The sequence below is a fragment of the Pseudomonas sp. THAF187a genome, assembly GCF_009363395.1.
GTDB classification, from domain to species: Bacteria; Pseudomonadota; Gammaproteobacteria; order Pseudomonadales; family Pseudomonadaceae; genus Aquipseudomonas; species Aquipseudomonas khazarica.
Genome location: NZ_CP045349.1, coordinates 3,957,719 through 3,972,437, shown reverse-complemented (window position 1 = coordinate 3,972,437; position 14,719 = coordinate 3,957,719). Strand labels below are relative to the sequence as shown.

The window sequence follows — 14,719 nt, the reverse complement described above, 5'->3', positions numbered from 1 at the left end:
CCATGATCAAGTCAACCATTCGTTTCATGGCGATCCGCAACATCGCCTTCGCAATGACCGTCGTGCTGACCATCGTCGGCCTGGGTGCGCTGTTCACCAAGGGTCTGAACTTCGGTCTGGACTTCACCGGCGGTACCCTGATCGAGCTGCAGTACGAGCAGCCGGCCGACCTGGATCTGATCAAGAACGAACTGGGCCAGGCAGGCTACGTTGATGCCGTGGTGCAGAGCTTTGGCGCCAGCACCGATGTGCTGGTGCGCCTCGCCGGTGACGACGCGGACCTGGGCAACCAGGTCGCGGCGGCGCTGCGCAAGGTGGACGCGGCGACGCAGTTCGAGGTCAAGCGCGTCGAGTTCGTCGGTCCGCAGGTGGGTGAGGAGCTGCGCGACCAGGGTGGCATCGCCATGCTCCTGGCCCTGGGCGGCATCCTGCTGTACCTGGCATTCCGCTTCCAGTGGAAGTTCGGCGTCGGTGCCATCGCCTCGCTGGTGCACGACGTGGTCATCACCCTGGGGGTGCTGGCGTTCTTCCAGATCCCGTTCGATCTGACCGTGCTGGCTGCGGTGCTGGCGATGATCGGTTACTCGCTCAACGACACCATCATCATCTATGACCGTATCCGCGAGAACTTCCGCGTGCTGCGCAAGACGTCGCTGATCGAGAACGTCGACATCTCGATCACCCAGACCCTGCTGCGTACCATCGCTACCTCGTTGTCCACGGCACTGGCGCTGCTGGCGCTGCTGTTTTTCGGTGGCGACGTGCTGGCGGCCTTCGCGCTGACCCTGCTGGTCGGTGTGGTGGTGGGTACCTACTCGTCGGTCTATATCGGCGCCACGGTGCTGGTGTGGCTGAAGCTCAGCGTCGAGGATCTGATTCCTCCGGCGGTCGATGCAGAGGCCGACGACGGGCGTCCCTGATGTTGTGACGGGCGTCTAGAAAGTCAGCGAAAGCCGCAGCAAGTCGAACTTGCCGCGGCTTTTTGCTGTCCTAGGCAAGGAGAGAGGCGCGAGTCGCCGAGCCTGGGAGACACATAAAATGAACAAGTCAATGTTGGTAGGTGCCGTACTGGGTGCTGTGGGTGTGACCGCTGGTGGTGCCGTGGCCACCTACAGTCTGGTTGATCGTGGCCCGGACTATGCCGAGGTGCTGGCTGTCACGCCGGTCAATGAAACCGTGAAGACCCCGCGGGAAGTGTGCAAGGACGTGACCGTCACGCGTCAGCGTCCGGTGCAGGATCAGCATCAGATCGCCGGTACTGCCATTGGCGCTATCGCCGGCGGTCTGCTGGGCAACCAGATCGGTGGCGGCAACGGCAAGAAGATCGCCACGGTGGCGGGTGCGGTTGGCGGCGGCTACGCCGGCAACAAGATTCAGGAAGGGATGCAGCAGCGTGACACCTACACCACCACAGAAACGCGCTGCAATACCGTGACCGATACCAGCCAGAAGCTGGTGGGTTACGACGTGAAGTACCAGCTGGGCGAGAAGGTCGGCAGCGTGCGCATGGATCGTGATCCTGGCAGTCGCATTCCGCTCAACGACAAGGGCGAGTTGGTCCTGGTGCAGCAGACCCAGTGAGAAATGGCCGCCAATAAAAAACGCCCCTCGGGGCGTTTTTTATTGCGCTGTCCCGTCCTGAATAAGGTTTACACCTCCCATCCCGATTTTCCGGAGAGCTAGATGGAGCAAGGTGTAAAGCGCACGCAGCGAGATTACTCGCTGTCTTTTAAATTGGCCGTCGTTGATCAGATTGAAAAAGGCGAGCTGACCTACAAGCAGGCCCAGGTACGGTATGGCATCCAGGGTCGATCAACGGTTCTGGTATGGTTGCGTAAGCATGGTCGGCAAGATTGGAGCCAAGGGGCGTCGATCCGGGCCGAGAGGAGTTGCGCGATGTCCGCCCCCAAAACGCTCACTCCAGAGCAGCGGATCAAAGAGCTTGAGCAGCAGCTTGAGTTGATGAGCCAGAAAGCTCATTTCTTCGAGACCGTCGTTGATGTCCTGAAAAAGGACTACGGTGTATCGGTCGTAAAAAAGCGATCCGGCAAGTCCTCTCGCAAGGTCAAGTCGCAGGGCTGAGCATTGCCAGGGCTTGTCAGTTTCTCGGCATCAGTCGGCAGGCTTACTACAAGCGCAACCGAGTGGCTGATAGCAAAGCACGCCAAGCAGATCGGATTGTCGAGTTTGTTCAACAAATCCGGATGCGTCAGCCACGGCTAGGCACACGGAAGCTGCACTATCTGCTGCGCTGCCAGCCTGATAGGCAGGTCCAAGTTGGCCGAGACCGGCTGTTTGAAGTCTTGGGAGAGCGCCGTTTGCTGGTGCTACCCAAGCGGGCGTATCACAAGACAACTCAGAGCTTTCACCGCTTCTATCGTCATCCCAACCGACTGAAGCCAGGCCCGAATCAAATTGTCCCATCAAGGCCAGAGCACGTTTGGGTGGCGGACATCACTTACCTGCCTGCCAGAAGCGGCCCGCTATACCTAAGCCTGGTAACAGATGCTTACTCCAGAAAGATTGTTGGCCATCATGTGCATGAGAGCCTGCATGCCGAGTCGGTTGCGCAAGCCTTTAGACAGGCACTGCGCAAACGGCGGCGGCGTCAGCCGTTAGTCCATCACTCAGACCGAGGTATTCAATACTGCTCAGCGCTGTACCAGTCACTGCATGCACGGAACGGGGTGCAATGCTCGATGACTGACGGATATGACTGCTACCAGAACGCGCTGGCCGAACGGATCAATGGAATACTCAAAACAGAGCTGCTGCTGAGCAGTCCAGAAAATCTAGAGCAGGCGAGAACGATGGTTGATGAGACGGTGCAGATCTACAACACGGAGCGGCCTCACATGGCCCTGAAAAACAAAACGCCCGATGCGGTGCATCGGGCGTTTTGAGGCCTATCGGCCTACCTGAGCAGGTGTAAACCTATTTCAGGACTAGACACGCAGCTGAAACTCAGCGCTTCATCGAGGGCGCCAGGTGCGGCTGAATGGCGGTCAGCACGGCCTTGAAGCACTTGGTGTTGCCGGCGACGATCTGGCCCTTCTCGAGGAAATCGTGGCCGCCGCTGAAGTCGCTGACCAGGCCGCCTGCTTCCTGGATCAGCAGGGCGCCTGCAGCCATGTCCCACTCGGACAGGCCGAATTCCCAGAACGCATCGAAGCGGCCGGCGGCGACGTAGGCCAGGTCCAGGCTGGCGGCGCCGGCGCGGCGGATGCCGGCGGTCTGGCCGGTCAGGCTGCGGAACATGTTCAGATAGTTGTCCAGGTGGTCCAGCTGGCCATCGCGGAACGGGAAGCCGGTGCCGAGCAGGGCGCCGTCGAGGCTCTTGCGGTTGCTGACGCGCAGGCGGCGGCCGTTGAGGGCGGCGCCACGGCCACGGCTGGCGGTGAATTCTTCCTGGCGTACCGGGTCGAGGACGATGGCGTGCTCGAGGCGGCCGCGGTATTTGCAGGCGATGCTGATGGCGAAGTGCGGCACGCCACGGATGAAGTTGGTGGTGCCGTCCAGCGGGTCGATGATCCACTGATAGTCGGCGCCTTCGCCGCTACCTTCCAGCACGCCGCCTTCCTCGCCCAGGAAACCGTGGGTCGGGTAGGCCTTGCGAATGGCCTGAACGATCATCAGTTCAGCGGCCTTGTCGACCTCGGTGACGTAATCCTTGGCATCCTTCTCGTCGACCGAGATGACATCCAGGCGCTCGATGGAGCGAAAGATCATTTCACCGGCGCTGCGAGCGGCGCGCAGGGCGATATTCAGCATGGGCTGCATGGGAGGTTCACCTGGGGCGTTAAAGAAAGCCCGCCATGTTAGCAGAAAACCTTTGCCGATGAAGCGCCGTCTGTATGCTGCATGGCATTAATCTGAGGGCTTGGGTAAGATCGTTGCCCCCTTGTCTTCACTGAGAGTGCCTGCGTTGCTGGAAAATATTCGCGTGGTTTTGGTCAACACCAGTCATCCGGGCAACATCGGCGGCGCTGCGCGGGCGATGAAAAACATGGGCCTGTCGCGTCTGGTGCTGGTCGATCCCGTGGATTTTCCCAGCGGTGATGCTGTCGCGCGTGCCTCCGGTGCCACCGATGTGCTCGATGCGGCGCAGGTGGTTGGTACGCTGGAAGAGGCGTTGGTCGGCTGCAGCCTGGTGATTGGCACCAGTGCGCGCGATCGGCGCATTCCCTGGCCGCTGCTCGATCCGCGCGAGTGCGGTGTGACCAGTTGCGAGCAGGCGGCTGGCGGTGGCGAAGTCGCGTTGGTGTTCGGTCGCGAATATGCCGGGCTGACCAACGAAGAACTGCAGCGATGTCAATATCACGTGCATATCCCGTCGAACCCGGAGTTCAGCTCGCTGAACCTGGCGGCGGCGGTTCAGGTGCTGGTCTACGAAGTGCGGATGGCCTGGCTCACGGCGCAGAATCTACCGACCAAGGTGGAGAAGCTGGAGACCACGGCGGTGCTCAACTCCCAGGCGGCGACTGCGGATGAACTGGAGTCCTTCTACGGTCATCTGCGTCGCGTGCTGGTGATGATCGGCTTCCTCGATCCGCAGAAGCCCCGGCACCTGATGACTCGCCTGCGTCGCCTCTATGGGCGCAGTGCGGTGAGCAAGTTGGAAATGAATATCCTGCGCGGCATTCTCACCGAGACCGAGAAAGCCGTGCGCGGAGAGCCTCACAAGCAGGGGAAATCTGATGTTTGAACGCATGCGAGAAGATATCCAGAGCGTATTTCACCGTGATCCGGCCGCGCGCAATACCTTCGAGGTCGTGACCTGCTACCCCGGGCTGCATGCCGTCTGGCTGCACCGTGCCGCGCATTCGCTCTGGCGTTCGGGGTGGAAGTGGCCGGCGCGCGTGGTGTCCAACTTCGGGCGCTGGTTGACCGGCATCGAGATTCATCCCGGGGCCAGGATCGGTCGGCGCTTCTTCATCGACCACGGCATGGGCATCGTCATCGGCGAGACTGCCGAGATCGGTAACGACGTGACGCTGTATCAGGGCGTGACCCTGGGTGGCACCAGCTGGAACAAGGGCAAGCGCCATCCGACCCTGGAAGATGGTGTCGTGGTCGGTGCGGGGGCCAAGGTGCTCGGCCCCTTCACTGTCGGTGCCGGTGCCAAGATCGGCTCCAACGCGGTGGTGACCAAGGCGGTGCCTGCCGGTGCCACGGCGGTCGGCATTCCGGGCAAGATCATCGTCAAGTCCGACGGCGAGCAGGAGGCCAAGCGCCAGGCCATGGCCGAGAAAATCGGCTTCGATGCCTACGGTGTGGGGCAGGACATGCCGGACCCGGTGGCGCGTGCCATCGGCCAGCTGCTCGACCACCTGCACGCCGTCGACGGGCGTCTCGAGGGCATGTGCAAGGCCCTGACGGCGCTTGGCAGCGATTATTGCGGCAAGGACCTGCCGACGCTGCGCGATGAAGACTTCGCCGATGTCTGCAAGGACCAGCAGGCAAGCGACAAGCCCGCTGCGTGATGCACGAGGGGGCGGCATTTGCTATCATGCCGCCTCTTTTTGCGGTCAATTCCGAGTAAATCAATAGGTCTTATAGTTGACTTAAATACTCGGGAATCGCATACTTCGCCGCAATTCAGTGATTCGTGGTAGAGCCATGCGACTGACCACCAAAGGCCGTTACGCCGTTACCGCCATGCTTGACCTGGCGTTGCACGCACAGCACGGTCCCGTTTCCCTGGCCGACATCTCCGAGCGGCAGGGCATCTCCCTGTCCTATCTCGAGCAACTGTTCGCCAAGCTGCGCCGTGGCAGCCTGGTGTCCAGCGTGCGCGGGCCGGGCGGTGGCTACCAGTTGTCGCGCGACATGCGTGGCATTCAGGTGGCGCAGGTTATCGACGCGGTCAACGAGTCCGTCGACGCGACGCGTTGCCAGGGGCAGGGCGACTGCCATGCCGGTGATACCTGCCTGACTCACCATCTGTGGTGCGATCTCAGTCAGCAGATTCACGAATTCCTCAGCGGCATCAGCCTGGCTGATCTGGTCGCGCGCCATGAGGTGCAGGAAGTCGCGTTGCGTCAGGATCAGCGTCGCTGCTCCGGCAGGGGCACTGCACCGCATCTGGATAAGATTGAAGCGTCTGCCATCGAGTGAGCAGGGCGTTTGCCTGATAGGAGAAACCCAATGAAATTGCCGATCTACCTCGATTATTCCGCTACTACGCCGGTCGATCCGCGCGTTGCGCAGAAGATGAGCGAGTGTCTGCTGGTCGACGGTAACTTCGGTAACCCGGCTTCGCGCTCTCACGTGTTCGGCTGGAAAGCCGAGGAAGCCGTGGAAAACGCTCGTCGCCAGGTCGCCGAGCTGGTCAATGCCGACCCGCGCGAGATCGTCTGGACCAGTGGTGCCACCGAGTCCGACAACCTTGCCATCAAGGGCGTCGCGCACTTCTACAGCAGCAAGGGCAAGCACATCATCACCTCGAAGATCGAGCACAAGGCGGTGCTGGACACCACCCGCCAGCTCGAGCGCGAGGGTTTCGAAGTGACCTACCTGGAGCCGGGTGAAGATGGCCTGATCACGCCGGCGATGGTCGAGGCCGTGCTGCGCGAGGACACCACCCTGGTTTCCCTGATGCACGTCAACAACGAGATCGGCACCATCAACGACATCGCGGCCATCGGCGAACTGACCCGCTCCCGTGGCGTGCTGCTGCACGTCGATGCGGCGCAGTCCACCGGCAAGGTGGATATCGATCTGGAGAAGATGAAGGTCGACCTGATGTCCTTCTCCGCGCACAAGACCTACGGCCCGAAAGGCGTCGGTGCCCTGTACGTGCGCCGCAAGCCGCGTGTGCGTCTGGAAGCGCAGACCCATGGCGGTGGCCACGAGCGCGGCATGCGCTCCGGCACCCTGGCCACGCACCAGTGCGTCGGCATGGGCGAAGCCTTCCGTATCGCCAAGCAGGAGATGGCTGCCGAGAATCAGCGCATCACCGCCTTGCGCGACCGCTTCTACAGCCAGCTCGAAGACATGGAAGAGCTGTACGTCAACGGCAGCCTGACCGAGCGCGTGCCGCACAACCTGAACCTGAGTTTCAACTACGTCGAGGGCGAGTCGCTGATCATGGCGCTCAAGGACCTGGCCGTATCGTCCGGCTCGGCCTGCACCTCGGCTTCGCTGGAGCCTTCCTACGTGCTGCGTGCCCTGGGTCGTAACGACGAGCTGGCGCACAGTTCGATTCGCTTCACCTTCGGCCGTTTCACGACCGAGGAAGAAGTCGACTATGCCGCCGCCAAGGTCCGCGAAGCCGTGGACAAGCTGCGCGAGCTGTCGCCCCTGTGGGATATGTTCAAAGAAGGTGTCGACCTTTCCTCCGTGGAATGGGCAGCACACTGATAGCTGCCGAGGCGGATCGTTCGCAGAGCGCTCCGCCGGAGAGCGGTACCTGATGAGAGAGGAAGTACAACATGGCATACAGTGACAAGGTCATCGACCACTACGAAAACCCGCGCAACGTCGGCAAGCTGAATGCCGAGGACCCGGACGTCGGTACCGGCATGGTCGGTGCGCCGGCCTGCGGCGACGTGATGCGCCTGCAGATCAAGGTCAGCGAGAGCGGCGTCATCGAAGACGCCAAGTTCAAGACCTACGGCTGCGGCTCGGCGATCGCTTCCAGCTCCCTCGCCACCGAGTGGATGAAGGGCAAGACCCTCGACGAAGCGGAAAGCATCAAGAATACCCAGCTGGCCGAAGAACTGGCGCTGCCGCCGGTGAAGATCCACTGCTCCGTGCTCGCCGAGGACGCCATCAAGGCGGCCGTGCGCGATTACAAGCAGAAGAAAGGCTTGCTCTGATACGAGGTTTGCAATGGCCATCACCATGTCTGAAGCAGCTGCCCGCCACGTGCAGCGCTCCCTGGATGGGCGCGGCAAGGGCGAGGGCATTCGCCTCGGTGTGCGCACTACCGGGTGTTCCGGCCTGGCCTATGTTCTCGAGTTCGTCGATGAGCTGGCGGCCGAGGATCAGGTATTCGAGAGTCACGGCGTCAAGGTGATCATCGACCCCAAGAGCCTGGTCTATCTCGACGGCACCGAACTGGACTTCGTCAAGGAAGGCCTCAACGAGGGCTTCAAGTTCAACAACCCCAACGTGCGCGGCGAGTGTGGCTGCGGCGAGAGCTTCAACGTTTGAGGCGCTCGCGTGGGTAATCCTTGTCATTTCGCCCTGTTCGACCTGCAGCCGAGCTTTCGCCTCGACCTGGAGCAGCTGGCTGCGCGTTACCGCGAGCTGGCGCGCCAGGTGCATCCCGATCGATTCGCCGACGCTGGCGAGCGTGAGCAGCGCCTGGCGCTTGAGCGTTCCGCCTGCCTCAACGAGGCCTATCAGGTCCTCAAGACGCCCTCGCAGCGTGCGCGCTACCTGCTGGCCATGCGTGGCCCCGAGCTGCCGCTGGAAGTGACGGTGCAGGATCCGGACTTCCTGCTGCAGCAGATGCAGCTGCGCGAAGAGCTGGAAGAGTTGCAGGACGACGCCGACCTTGTCGGTGTCGCCGTCTTCAAGCGGCGCCTGAAAACTGCGCAGGAGCAGCTCAACGAGCGCTTCGCCGAATGCTGGGACGATGAGGCTCGCCGCGAGGAAGCCGAGCGTCTGATGCGTCGGATGCAGTTTCTCGACAAGCTCTCTCATGAAGTGCGCCAACTAGAAGAGCGCCTCGACGATTAACCTGTGGGTTGCCTCGGCAATCCGCCTGATGATTTCAAGAAGACCATGGCCTTATTGCAGATCGCCGAGCCAGGACAGAGCCCGCAACCGCACCAGCGCAGGCTGGCGGTGGGCATCGACCTGGGCACCACCAATTCGCTGGTCGCCGCTGTACGCAGTGGTCTGGCCGAGCCTCTGGCGGACGATGAGGGCAGGGTCATCCTGCCTTCGGCGGTGCGCTACCACCCGGATCATGTCGAGGTGGGCGAATCAGCCAAGCAGGCGGCTGCCAGTGATCCCCTCAACACCGTGCTGTCGGTCAAGCGCCTGATGGGGCGTGGCGTCGCCGATGTGCACCAGCTCGGCGAGCAGCTGCCGTACCGCTTCGCTGCGGGCGAGTCGCACATGCCCTTCATCGAAACGGTGCAGGGTGCGAAGAGCCCCGTCGAAGTCTCGGCCGAAATTCTCAAGACCCTGCGCCTGCGCGCGGAGCAGACCCTGGGTGGCGAACTGGTCGGCGCGGTGATCACCGTGCCGGCCTATTTCGATGATGCCCAGCGTCAGGCGACCAAGGATGCGGCGCGAGTCGCCGGTCTCAACGTCCTGCGCCTGCTCAACGAGCCGACTGCCGCTGCGGTTGCCTACGGCCTGGATCAGAAGGCCGAGGGCGTGGTCGCCATCTATGACCTGGGTGGCGGCACGTTCGATGTTTCGATTCTGCGCCTCACCGGTGGGGTGTTCGAGGTGCTGGCCACGGGCGGTGACAGTGCCCTGGGCGGCGATGATTTCGACCACGCCCTGGCTGACTGGATCATTCAGCAGGCCGGGCTGTCCAGTGATCTCGACCCGGCCACGCAGCGCGGTCTGCTGCAGGCCGCCTGTGCGGCGAAAGAGGCGCTGACCGACGCTGAGACGGTCGAGCTGAGCTTCGCCGAATGGCGTGGCTCGCTGTCGCGGGCGCAGTTCGAAGCGCTGATCGAGCCCATGGTCGCGCGCAGCCTCAAGGCCTGCCGGCGTGCGCTGCGTGATTCCGGCGTCGAGTTGGAGGACGTCAGCGCGGTGGTGATGGTCGGTGGCTCCACCCGTGTGCCACGGGTGCGCGAAGCGGTTGGTGAGCTGTTCGGGCGCACGCCGCTGACCAATATCGATCCGGATCAGGTGGTGGCCATCGGTGCCGCCATTCAGGCCGACACGTTGGCCGGCAATCAGCGTGGCGATGGCGAAGAGCTGCTGCTGCTCGATGTGATTCCGCTGTCGCTCGGTCTGGAGACCATGGGCGGTCTGATGGAGAAGCTGATTCCGCGCAACACCACCATCCCGGTGGCGCGGGCGCAGGACTTCACCACCTACAAGGATGGCCAGACGGCCATGATGATTCACGTGCTGCAGGGTGAGCGCGAGCTGATCGCCGATTGCCGCTCCCTGGCGCGTTTCGAGTTGCGTGGCATCCCGCCGATGGTGGCCGGGGCGGCCAAGATCCGCGTGACCTTCCAGGTCGATGCCGATGGTCTGCTCAGTGTCGCGGCGCGTGAGCTGGGCTCGGGCGTCGAGGCGAGCATTCAGGTCAAGCCGTCCTATGGCCTGACCGATGGCGAGATCGCACGCATGCTGCAGGATTCCTTTCAGAATGCCGGGGATGACAAGGCTGCGCGTGCGCTGCGCGAGCAGCAGGTCGACGCCCAGCGCCTGATCGAGGCCGTGGAAGCTGCGCTGGAGGCCGACGGCGAGCGTCTGCTGGATGCCGAGGAGCGCGAGGTCATCGAATTGCAGGTGCAGGAACTGCGCGATCTGCTCGCGGGTAGCGATGGTCCGGCCATCGAGCGGCAGACCAAGCGCCTGTCGCAGGTTACGGATGCGTTCGCCGCGCGGCGCCTGGATTCAACGGTTAAAGCCGCGCTGGCCGGGCGCAATTTGAATGAGATCGAGGAATAACTGATGCCGCAGGTGATTTTTCTGCCCCATGAAAGGTTCTGCCCGGATGGCCTGGTGGTCGAGGCCGAGCCTGGCGTCTCCATCCTCGAACTGGCCCACGAGCACCACATCGAAATGGAAAGCGCCTGTGGCGGCGTGTGTGCCTGCACCACCTGCCACTGCATCGTGCGCGAAGGTTTCGACTCGTTGAACGAGGCTGACGAGCTGGAAGAGGATTATCTGGACAAGGCCTGGGGGCTCGAGGCTCAGTCGCGTCTGGCCTGTCAGGCCATCGTCGGCGAGGAAGACCTCACCGTCGAGATTCCCAAGTATTCGCTGAACCACGCGGCCGAAGCGCCGCATTGACCCAGGAAGCACAAGCATGAGTCTGAAATGGGTTGATGTGCTGGATATCGCCATCGAGCTGAGCGAGCAGAAGCCGGATGTCGATCCGCGTTACGTGAACTTCGTCGATCTGCACCGCTGGGTCGTGGAGTTGCCGCAGTTCTCCGATGATCCGCAACGGGGCGGCGAGAAGGTCCTCGAGGCGATCCAGGCTGCCTGGATCGAAGAGGCCGAGTAGCGCGACGCCGCTCGCCTGCGGGGCGTGAAACCGCAGTTCCCGGTCGTCTGCCGGTCGTGGAGCTTCATCTCGTAGCGTTTACTTGCAGCTGGAGGCGAGTCGCCTGTGGCTGCCATCTCAGAACCCGCGTATAATTCGCGGGTTTAATTTTTCGCTTTAACCCTAAAGTTTCTGGAGCTTCACATGGCTGTTCAACGTACTTTCTCCATCATCAAGCCTGACGCCGTTGCCAAGAACGTCATCGGTGAGATCACCACCCGTTTCGAAAAGGCCGGCCTGCGCGTTGTCGCTTCGAAGATGCTGCAACTGTCCGAGCGCGAAGCTGCCGGTTTCTACGCTGAGCACAGCGAGCGCGGCTTCTTCAAGGATCTGGTTGCCTTCATGACCTCCGGTCCGGTCATCGTCCAGGTTCTGGAAGGCGAAGACGCCGTCCTGAAGAACCGCGAGCTGATGGGCGCCACCAACCCGAAAGAAGCGGCTGCCGGCACCATCCGTGCTGACTTCGCCGTTTCCATCGACGAGAACGCTGTTCACGGTTCGGATTCCGAAGCTTCTGCCGCTCGCGAGATTGCTTACTTCTTCTCCGCTACCGAGCAGTGCGCGCGCATTCGCTGATCGAAGCGAATGATGCGAGGGTGAAGCCATGACCAATACCACCGGCAAGATCAACCTGCTGGGCCTGACCCAGCCGGAAATGGAACAGTTCTTCGAGTCCATCGGCGAGAAGCGCTTTCGTGCCGGCCAGGTGATGAAGTGGATTCACCACTTTGGCGTCGATGATTTCGCCGCCATGACCAATGTCGGCAAGGCCTTGCGCGAAAAGCTCGAGGCCTCTGCCGAGATTCGCGGCCCTGAAGTGGTCAGCGAAAATATTTCCGCCGATGGCACGCGCAAGTGGGTGGTGCGTGTGGCGTCGGGCAGCTGCGTGGAAACCGTGTACATCCCGCAGAATGGCCGCGGCACCCTGTGCGTGTCGTCGCAGGCCGGCTGTGCCCTGGATTGCAGCTTCTGCTCCACCGGCAAGCAAGGTTTCAACAGCGACCTGACCAGCGCCGAGATCATCGGCCAGGTGTGGATCGCCAGCAAATCCTTCGGCAGCGTGCCGGCCAAGATCGACCGTGCCATCACCAACGTGGTGATGATGGGCATGGGCGAGCCGCTGCTGAACTTCGACAACGTCGTCTCCGCCATGCAGATCATGATGGATGACCTCGGCTACGGTATCTCCAAGCGCAAGGTGACGTTGTCCACCTCCGGCGTGGTGCCGATGATCGACAAGCTGGCCGAAGTGATCGACGTGTCGCTGGCGCTGTCGCTGCACGCGCCGAACGACGAACTGCGCAACCAGCTGGTGCCGATCAACAAGAAGTACCCTCTGGAAATGCTGCTTGCCGCGTGCAAGCGTTACATCTCCAAGCTGGGCGAGAAGCGCGTGCTGACCATCGAGTACACCCTGCTCAAGGGTGTCAACGATCAGCCTGAGCATGCTGAGCAGATGATCGCACTTCTTGCCGATGTCCCTTGCAAGATCAACCTGATTCCGTTTAATCCCTTCCCCTTCTCGGGGTACGAGCGGCCGAGCAATAACGCCATTCGCCGCTTCCAGGACCTGTTGCACAAGGCTGGCCATAACGTCACGGTACGCACCACCCGTGGTGACGATATCGATGCCGCCTGCGGCCAGCTGGTGGGCCAGGTCATGGACCGTACTCGGCGCAGCGAGCGTTATATCGCCGTGCGCCAGCTGGGCAGCGAGGCTCAAGAGCCGCGCAATGCCGCCAATCGAAATTGAAGAGAGGATGTCCATGACCTTGCGCCCTGCGCTGTTGTTGCTAGTCGTCAGTCTGCTGGGTGGTTGCGTGACCACCGGCCACGTTGACCCCATGAGTACGACAAAAGGGCGTGAAGAGGCGCGAGCCGCCTATGTGCAGCTGGGCGTCGCCTATATCCAGCAGGGTGACACCCAGCTGGCCAAGGTGCCGCTGAAGAACGCACTGGAAATCAACCCGTCGGATGCCGATGCGCATGCGGCGCTGGGCATGGCGTTCCAGCTGGAAATGGAACCCAAGCTGGCGGACGAGCACTATCGCAAGGCGCTGTCCCAGCGTCCGAAGGATGCTCGCCTGCTGAACAACTACGGTGGTTTCCTGTTCGAGCAGAAGCGCTATCAGGAAGCCATGGACACCTATCTCAAGGCCACCGAGGACAATCTCTACCCGGAACGCTCCAGGGTCTTCGAGAACCTCGGCCTGACCGCCCTGCAACTGGGGCGGCGAGACGAGGCCAAGAAATACTTCCAGCGTTCGTTGCGCCTGAGCAGCCGTCAGCCGCGCTCGCTGCTGGAGATGGCCGCGATGTCCTACGAGGACAAGGAGTATGTCCCGGCCCGTAGCTACTACGACAGCTACAGCGCAATGGCGCCGCAGAACGCGCGGAGCCTGCTGCTCGGTGCTCGTCTGGCCGAAGTGTTCGAGGACCGTGACCGGGCCGCCAGCCTGGGCCTGCAGTTGCGCCGCCTGTATCCGGCGTCCAAGGAATACCAGCAATATGTTTCGGGGCAACGATGAAAGCGGCCCATAGCGAAGTGACCCAGTCCATGTCGAACAATCCGGGCGAAAGCCTGCGCCAGGCCCGTGAGGTCAAGGGCTGGAGCGTTGCCGAGGTGGCTTCCCAGCTCAACCTGACCCAGCAGCGTCTCGCCCAGATCGAAGCGGGTGCCTTCGACAAGCTGCCCGGCACCACGTTTGCCCGTGGTTACATTCGTGCCTACGCCAAGCTGCTGGAACTCGACCAGAACCGTCTGGTGCTCGAGTTCGACCAGTTCACCGGAACCGATGCCACGGGCAGCAGCGTGCATGCCCTGGGGCGTATCGAGGAACCGGTGCGTTATTCGCAGAGCATCCTGCGCCTGGTGAGCTTCCTGCTGCTGCTGGCGCTGATCGGCGCCGGTTTCCTCTGGTGGCAGGATCAGGGGCGTCCGGTCGCCAGCCTGGCTGACGTCGGCATCGAGCATGTCGAGGTGGAGGGGGCCGATGGCACCACCCAGGTGCATTCTCTGGCCGAGCCGGAAGACCAGGCCGTGATCCTGGCCCAGGGCGACCAGCAGAGCAGCCCGCTGCTGTTGCCGGTCGAGCCGGGCGATGAGCCGGAAAGCGCCGGTGCCACTGATCAATCCACCAACGAGACAGGCGCAGCGAGCGCGGTCGTCGCCGAAACACCGAGCGTTGCAGGCGCGGGCGATGCACCGCTGGCAAGCAGCGAGGCGCAGGCGCCTGCCGCCGTTGAACCCGCTGCTCCGATTGCCGTATCCGCCGGGCAGGGTGCGCTCAACGTGCGCTTCACCGCCGACTGCTGGGCGCAGGTGACCGATGCCGACGGCAAGGTGCTGGTCAGCGCGCTGAAGCGCAGCGGCGAGCGCATCGAACTGACCGGCAAGGCTCCGATGGAGCTGCGTCTGGGTTTCGCTCGCGGAGCCCAGGTGACCTACAACGGCGAAAGCGTGGACGTTGCGCCGCACATGACTGGCGAAACCGCGCGCCTGAAACTGGGGTTGTAAAG

At 62.3% G+C, this 14,719-nt stretch carries 18 protein-coding genes; 17 read left to right on the top strand and 1 reads right to left on the bottom strand.

The genetic code is table 11. The features are described from left to right. Window positions 1-2 precede the first annotated feature (2 nt). The 3 genes from secF (at window position 3) to FIV02_RS18420 (ending at window position 2,903) form a co-directional block, all read left to right on the top strand. Entirely contained in the window at window positions 3-920 is a 918-nt protein-coding gene (gene secF / locus FIV02_RS18430; protein WP_047587610.1) for a protein translocase subunit SecF, read from the top strand. Between the two features lie 118 nt (window positions 921-1,038). After that, entirely contained in the window at window positions 1,039-1,581 is a 543-nt protein-coding gene (locus tag FIV02_RS18425) for a glycine zipper 2TM domain-containing protein (RefSeq protein WP_037049619.1), read from the top strand. Between the two features lie 102 nt (window positions 1,582-1,683). Then, window positions 1,684-2,903, top strand: a protein-coding gene (locus FIV02_RS18420) for an IS3 family transposase (RefSeq protein WP_152487935.1) whose coding sequence is annotated in 2 segments (ribosomal slippage) — window positions 1,684-2,032 and window positions 2,032-2,903 — 1,221 coding nt in all. Because the reading frame shifts where the segments join, the coding sequence is not laid out codon by codon here. 61 nt (window positions 2,904-2,964) lie between these two features. On the opposite strand, the gene suhB is transcribed toward FIV02_RS18420, so the two are convergent. Continuing rightward, window positions 2,965-3,780: an inositol-phosphate phosphatase gene (gene suhB / locus FIV02_RS18415; protein WP_037049615.1), complete on the bottom strand. Its 816-nt coding sequence runs from the start codon at window positions 3,778-3,780 to the stop codon at window positions 2,965-2,967. A gap of 145 nt (window positions 3,781-3,925) precedes the next feature. Between suhB and trmJ the strand changes: the two genes are divergently transcribed. From trmJ to FIV02_RS18345, 14 genes are all read left to right on the top strand, one after another. Further along, window positions 3,926-4,705, top strand: a complete 780-nt coding sequence (trmJ, locus tag FIV02_RS18410) for a tRNA (cytosine(32)/uridine(32)-2'-O)-methyltransferase TrmJ (protein ID WP_037049613.1) — start codon at window positions 3,926-3,928, stop codon at window positions 4,703-4,705. Then, window positions 4,698-5,483 carry a serine O-acetyltransferase gene (gene cysE / locus FIV02_RS18405; protein ID WP_037049612.1) on the top strand — a complete coding sequence of 262 codons (786 nt, stop codon included), beginning with the start codon at window positions 4,698-4,700 and terminating at the stop codon, window positions 5,481-5,483. The genes trmJ and cysE overlap by 8 nt, the downstream gene beginning before the upstream one ends. Window positions 5,484-5,619: 136 nt before the next feature. Further along, on the top strand, window positions 5,620-6,117 hold the full coding sequence (iscR, locus tag FIV02_RS18400; RefSeq protein ID WP_037049610.1) for a Fe-S cluster assembly transcriptional regulator IscR: 498 nt from the start codon (window positions 5,620-5,622) through the stop codon (window positions 6,115-6,117). Window positions 6,118-6,147: 30 nt separating this feature from the next. After that, window positions 6,148-7,362, top strand: coding sequence for an IscS subfamily cysteine desulfurase (locus tag FIV02_RS18395; protein ID WP_047587601.1), 1,215 nt, complete (start codon window positions 6,148-6,150; stop codon window positions 7,360-7,362). A gap of 71 nt (window positions 7,363-7,433) precedes the next feature. After that, window positions 7,434-7,820: a Fe-S cluster assembly scaffold IscU gene (gene iscU, locus FIV02_RS18390; protein WP_017362576.1), complete on the top strand. Its 387-nt coding sequence runs from the start codon at window positions 7,434-7,436 to the stop codon at window positions 7,818-7,820. A gap of 13 nt (window positions 7,821-7,833) precedes the next feature. Continuing rightward, window positions 7,834-8,157: an iron-sulfur cluster assembly protein IscA gene (gene iscA / locus FIV02_RS18385; RefSeq protein ID WP_021442761.1), complete on the top strand. Its 324-nt coding sequence runs from the start codon at window positions 7,834-7,836 to the stop codon at window positions 8,155-8,157. Between the two features lie 9 nt (window positions 8,158-8,166). Continuing rightward, window positions 8,167-8,688 carry a co-chaperone HscB gene (gene hscB / locus FIV02_RS18380; protein ID WP_152489431.1) on the top strand — a complete coding sequence of 174 codons (522 nt, stop codon included), beginning with the start codon at window positions 8,167-8,169 and terminating at the stop codon, window positions 8,686-8,688. A gap of 45 nt (window positions 8,689-8,733) precedes the next feature. Continuing rightward, complete coding sequence (gene hscA, locus FIV02_RS18375; protein WP_152489430.1) at window positions 8,734-10,599, top strand: Fe-S protein assembly chaperone HscA; 1,866 nt, start codon at window positions 8,734-8,736, stop codon at window positions 10,597-10,599. A gap of 3 nt (window positions 10,600-10,602) precedes the next feature. Continuing rightward, complete coding sequence (gene fdx, locus FIV02_RS18370) at window positions 10,603-10,944, top strand: ISC system 2Fe-2S type ferredoxin (protein ID WP_037049601.1); 342 nt, start codon at window positions 10,603-10,605, stop codon at window positions 10,942-10,944. 16 nt (window positions 10,945-10,960) lie between these two features. Next, on the top strand, window positions 10,961-11,161 hold the full coding sequence (gene iscX, locus FIV02_RS18365) for a Fe-S cluster assembly protein IscX (RefSeq protein WP_037049599.1): 201 nt from the start codon (window positions 10,961-10,963) through the stop codon (window positions 11,159-11,161). A gap of 183 nt (window positions 11,162-11,344) precedes the next feature. Further along, window positions 11,345-11,776: a nucleoside-diphosphate kinase gene (gene ndk / locus FIV02_RS18360; protein ID WP_037001951.1), complete on the top strand. Its 432-nt coding sequence runs from the start codon at window positions 11,345-11,347 to the stop codon at window positions 11,774-11,776. A 28-nt stretch (window positions 11,777-11,804) separates the two neighbouring features. After that, complete coding sequence (gene rlmN, locus FIV02_RS18355) at window positions 11,805-12,953, top strand: 23S rRNA (adenine(2503)-C(2))-methyltransferase RlmN (RefSeq protein ID WP_037049593.1); 1,149 nt, start codon at window positions 11,805-11,807, stop codon at window positions 12,951-12,953. A 13-nt stretch (window positions 12,954-12,966) separates the two neighbouring features. Next, the gene (gene pilW / locus FIV02_RS18350) at window positions 12,967-13,728 is read left to right on the top strand and encodes a type IV pilus biogenesis/stability protein PilW (RefSeq protein WP_152489429.1); all 762 of its coding nucleotides are present in this window, start codon (window positions 12,967-12,969) and stop codon (window positions 13,726-13,728) included. Continuing rightward, on the top strand, window positions 13,725-14,717 hold the full coding sequence (locus FIV02_RS18345; protein WP_152489428.1) for a RodZ family helix-turn-helix domain-containing protein: 993 nt from the start codon (window positions 13,725-13,727) through the stop codon (window positions 14,715-14,717). The genes pilW and FIV02_RS18345 overlap by 4 nt, the downstream gene beginning before the upstream one ends. Window positions 14,718-14,719 lie beyond the last annotated feature (2 nt).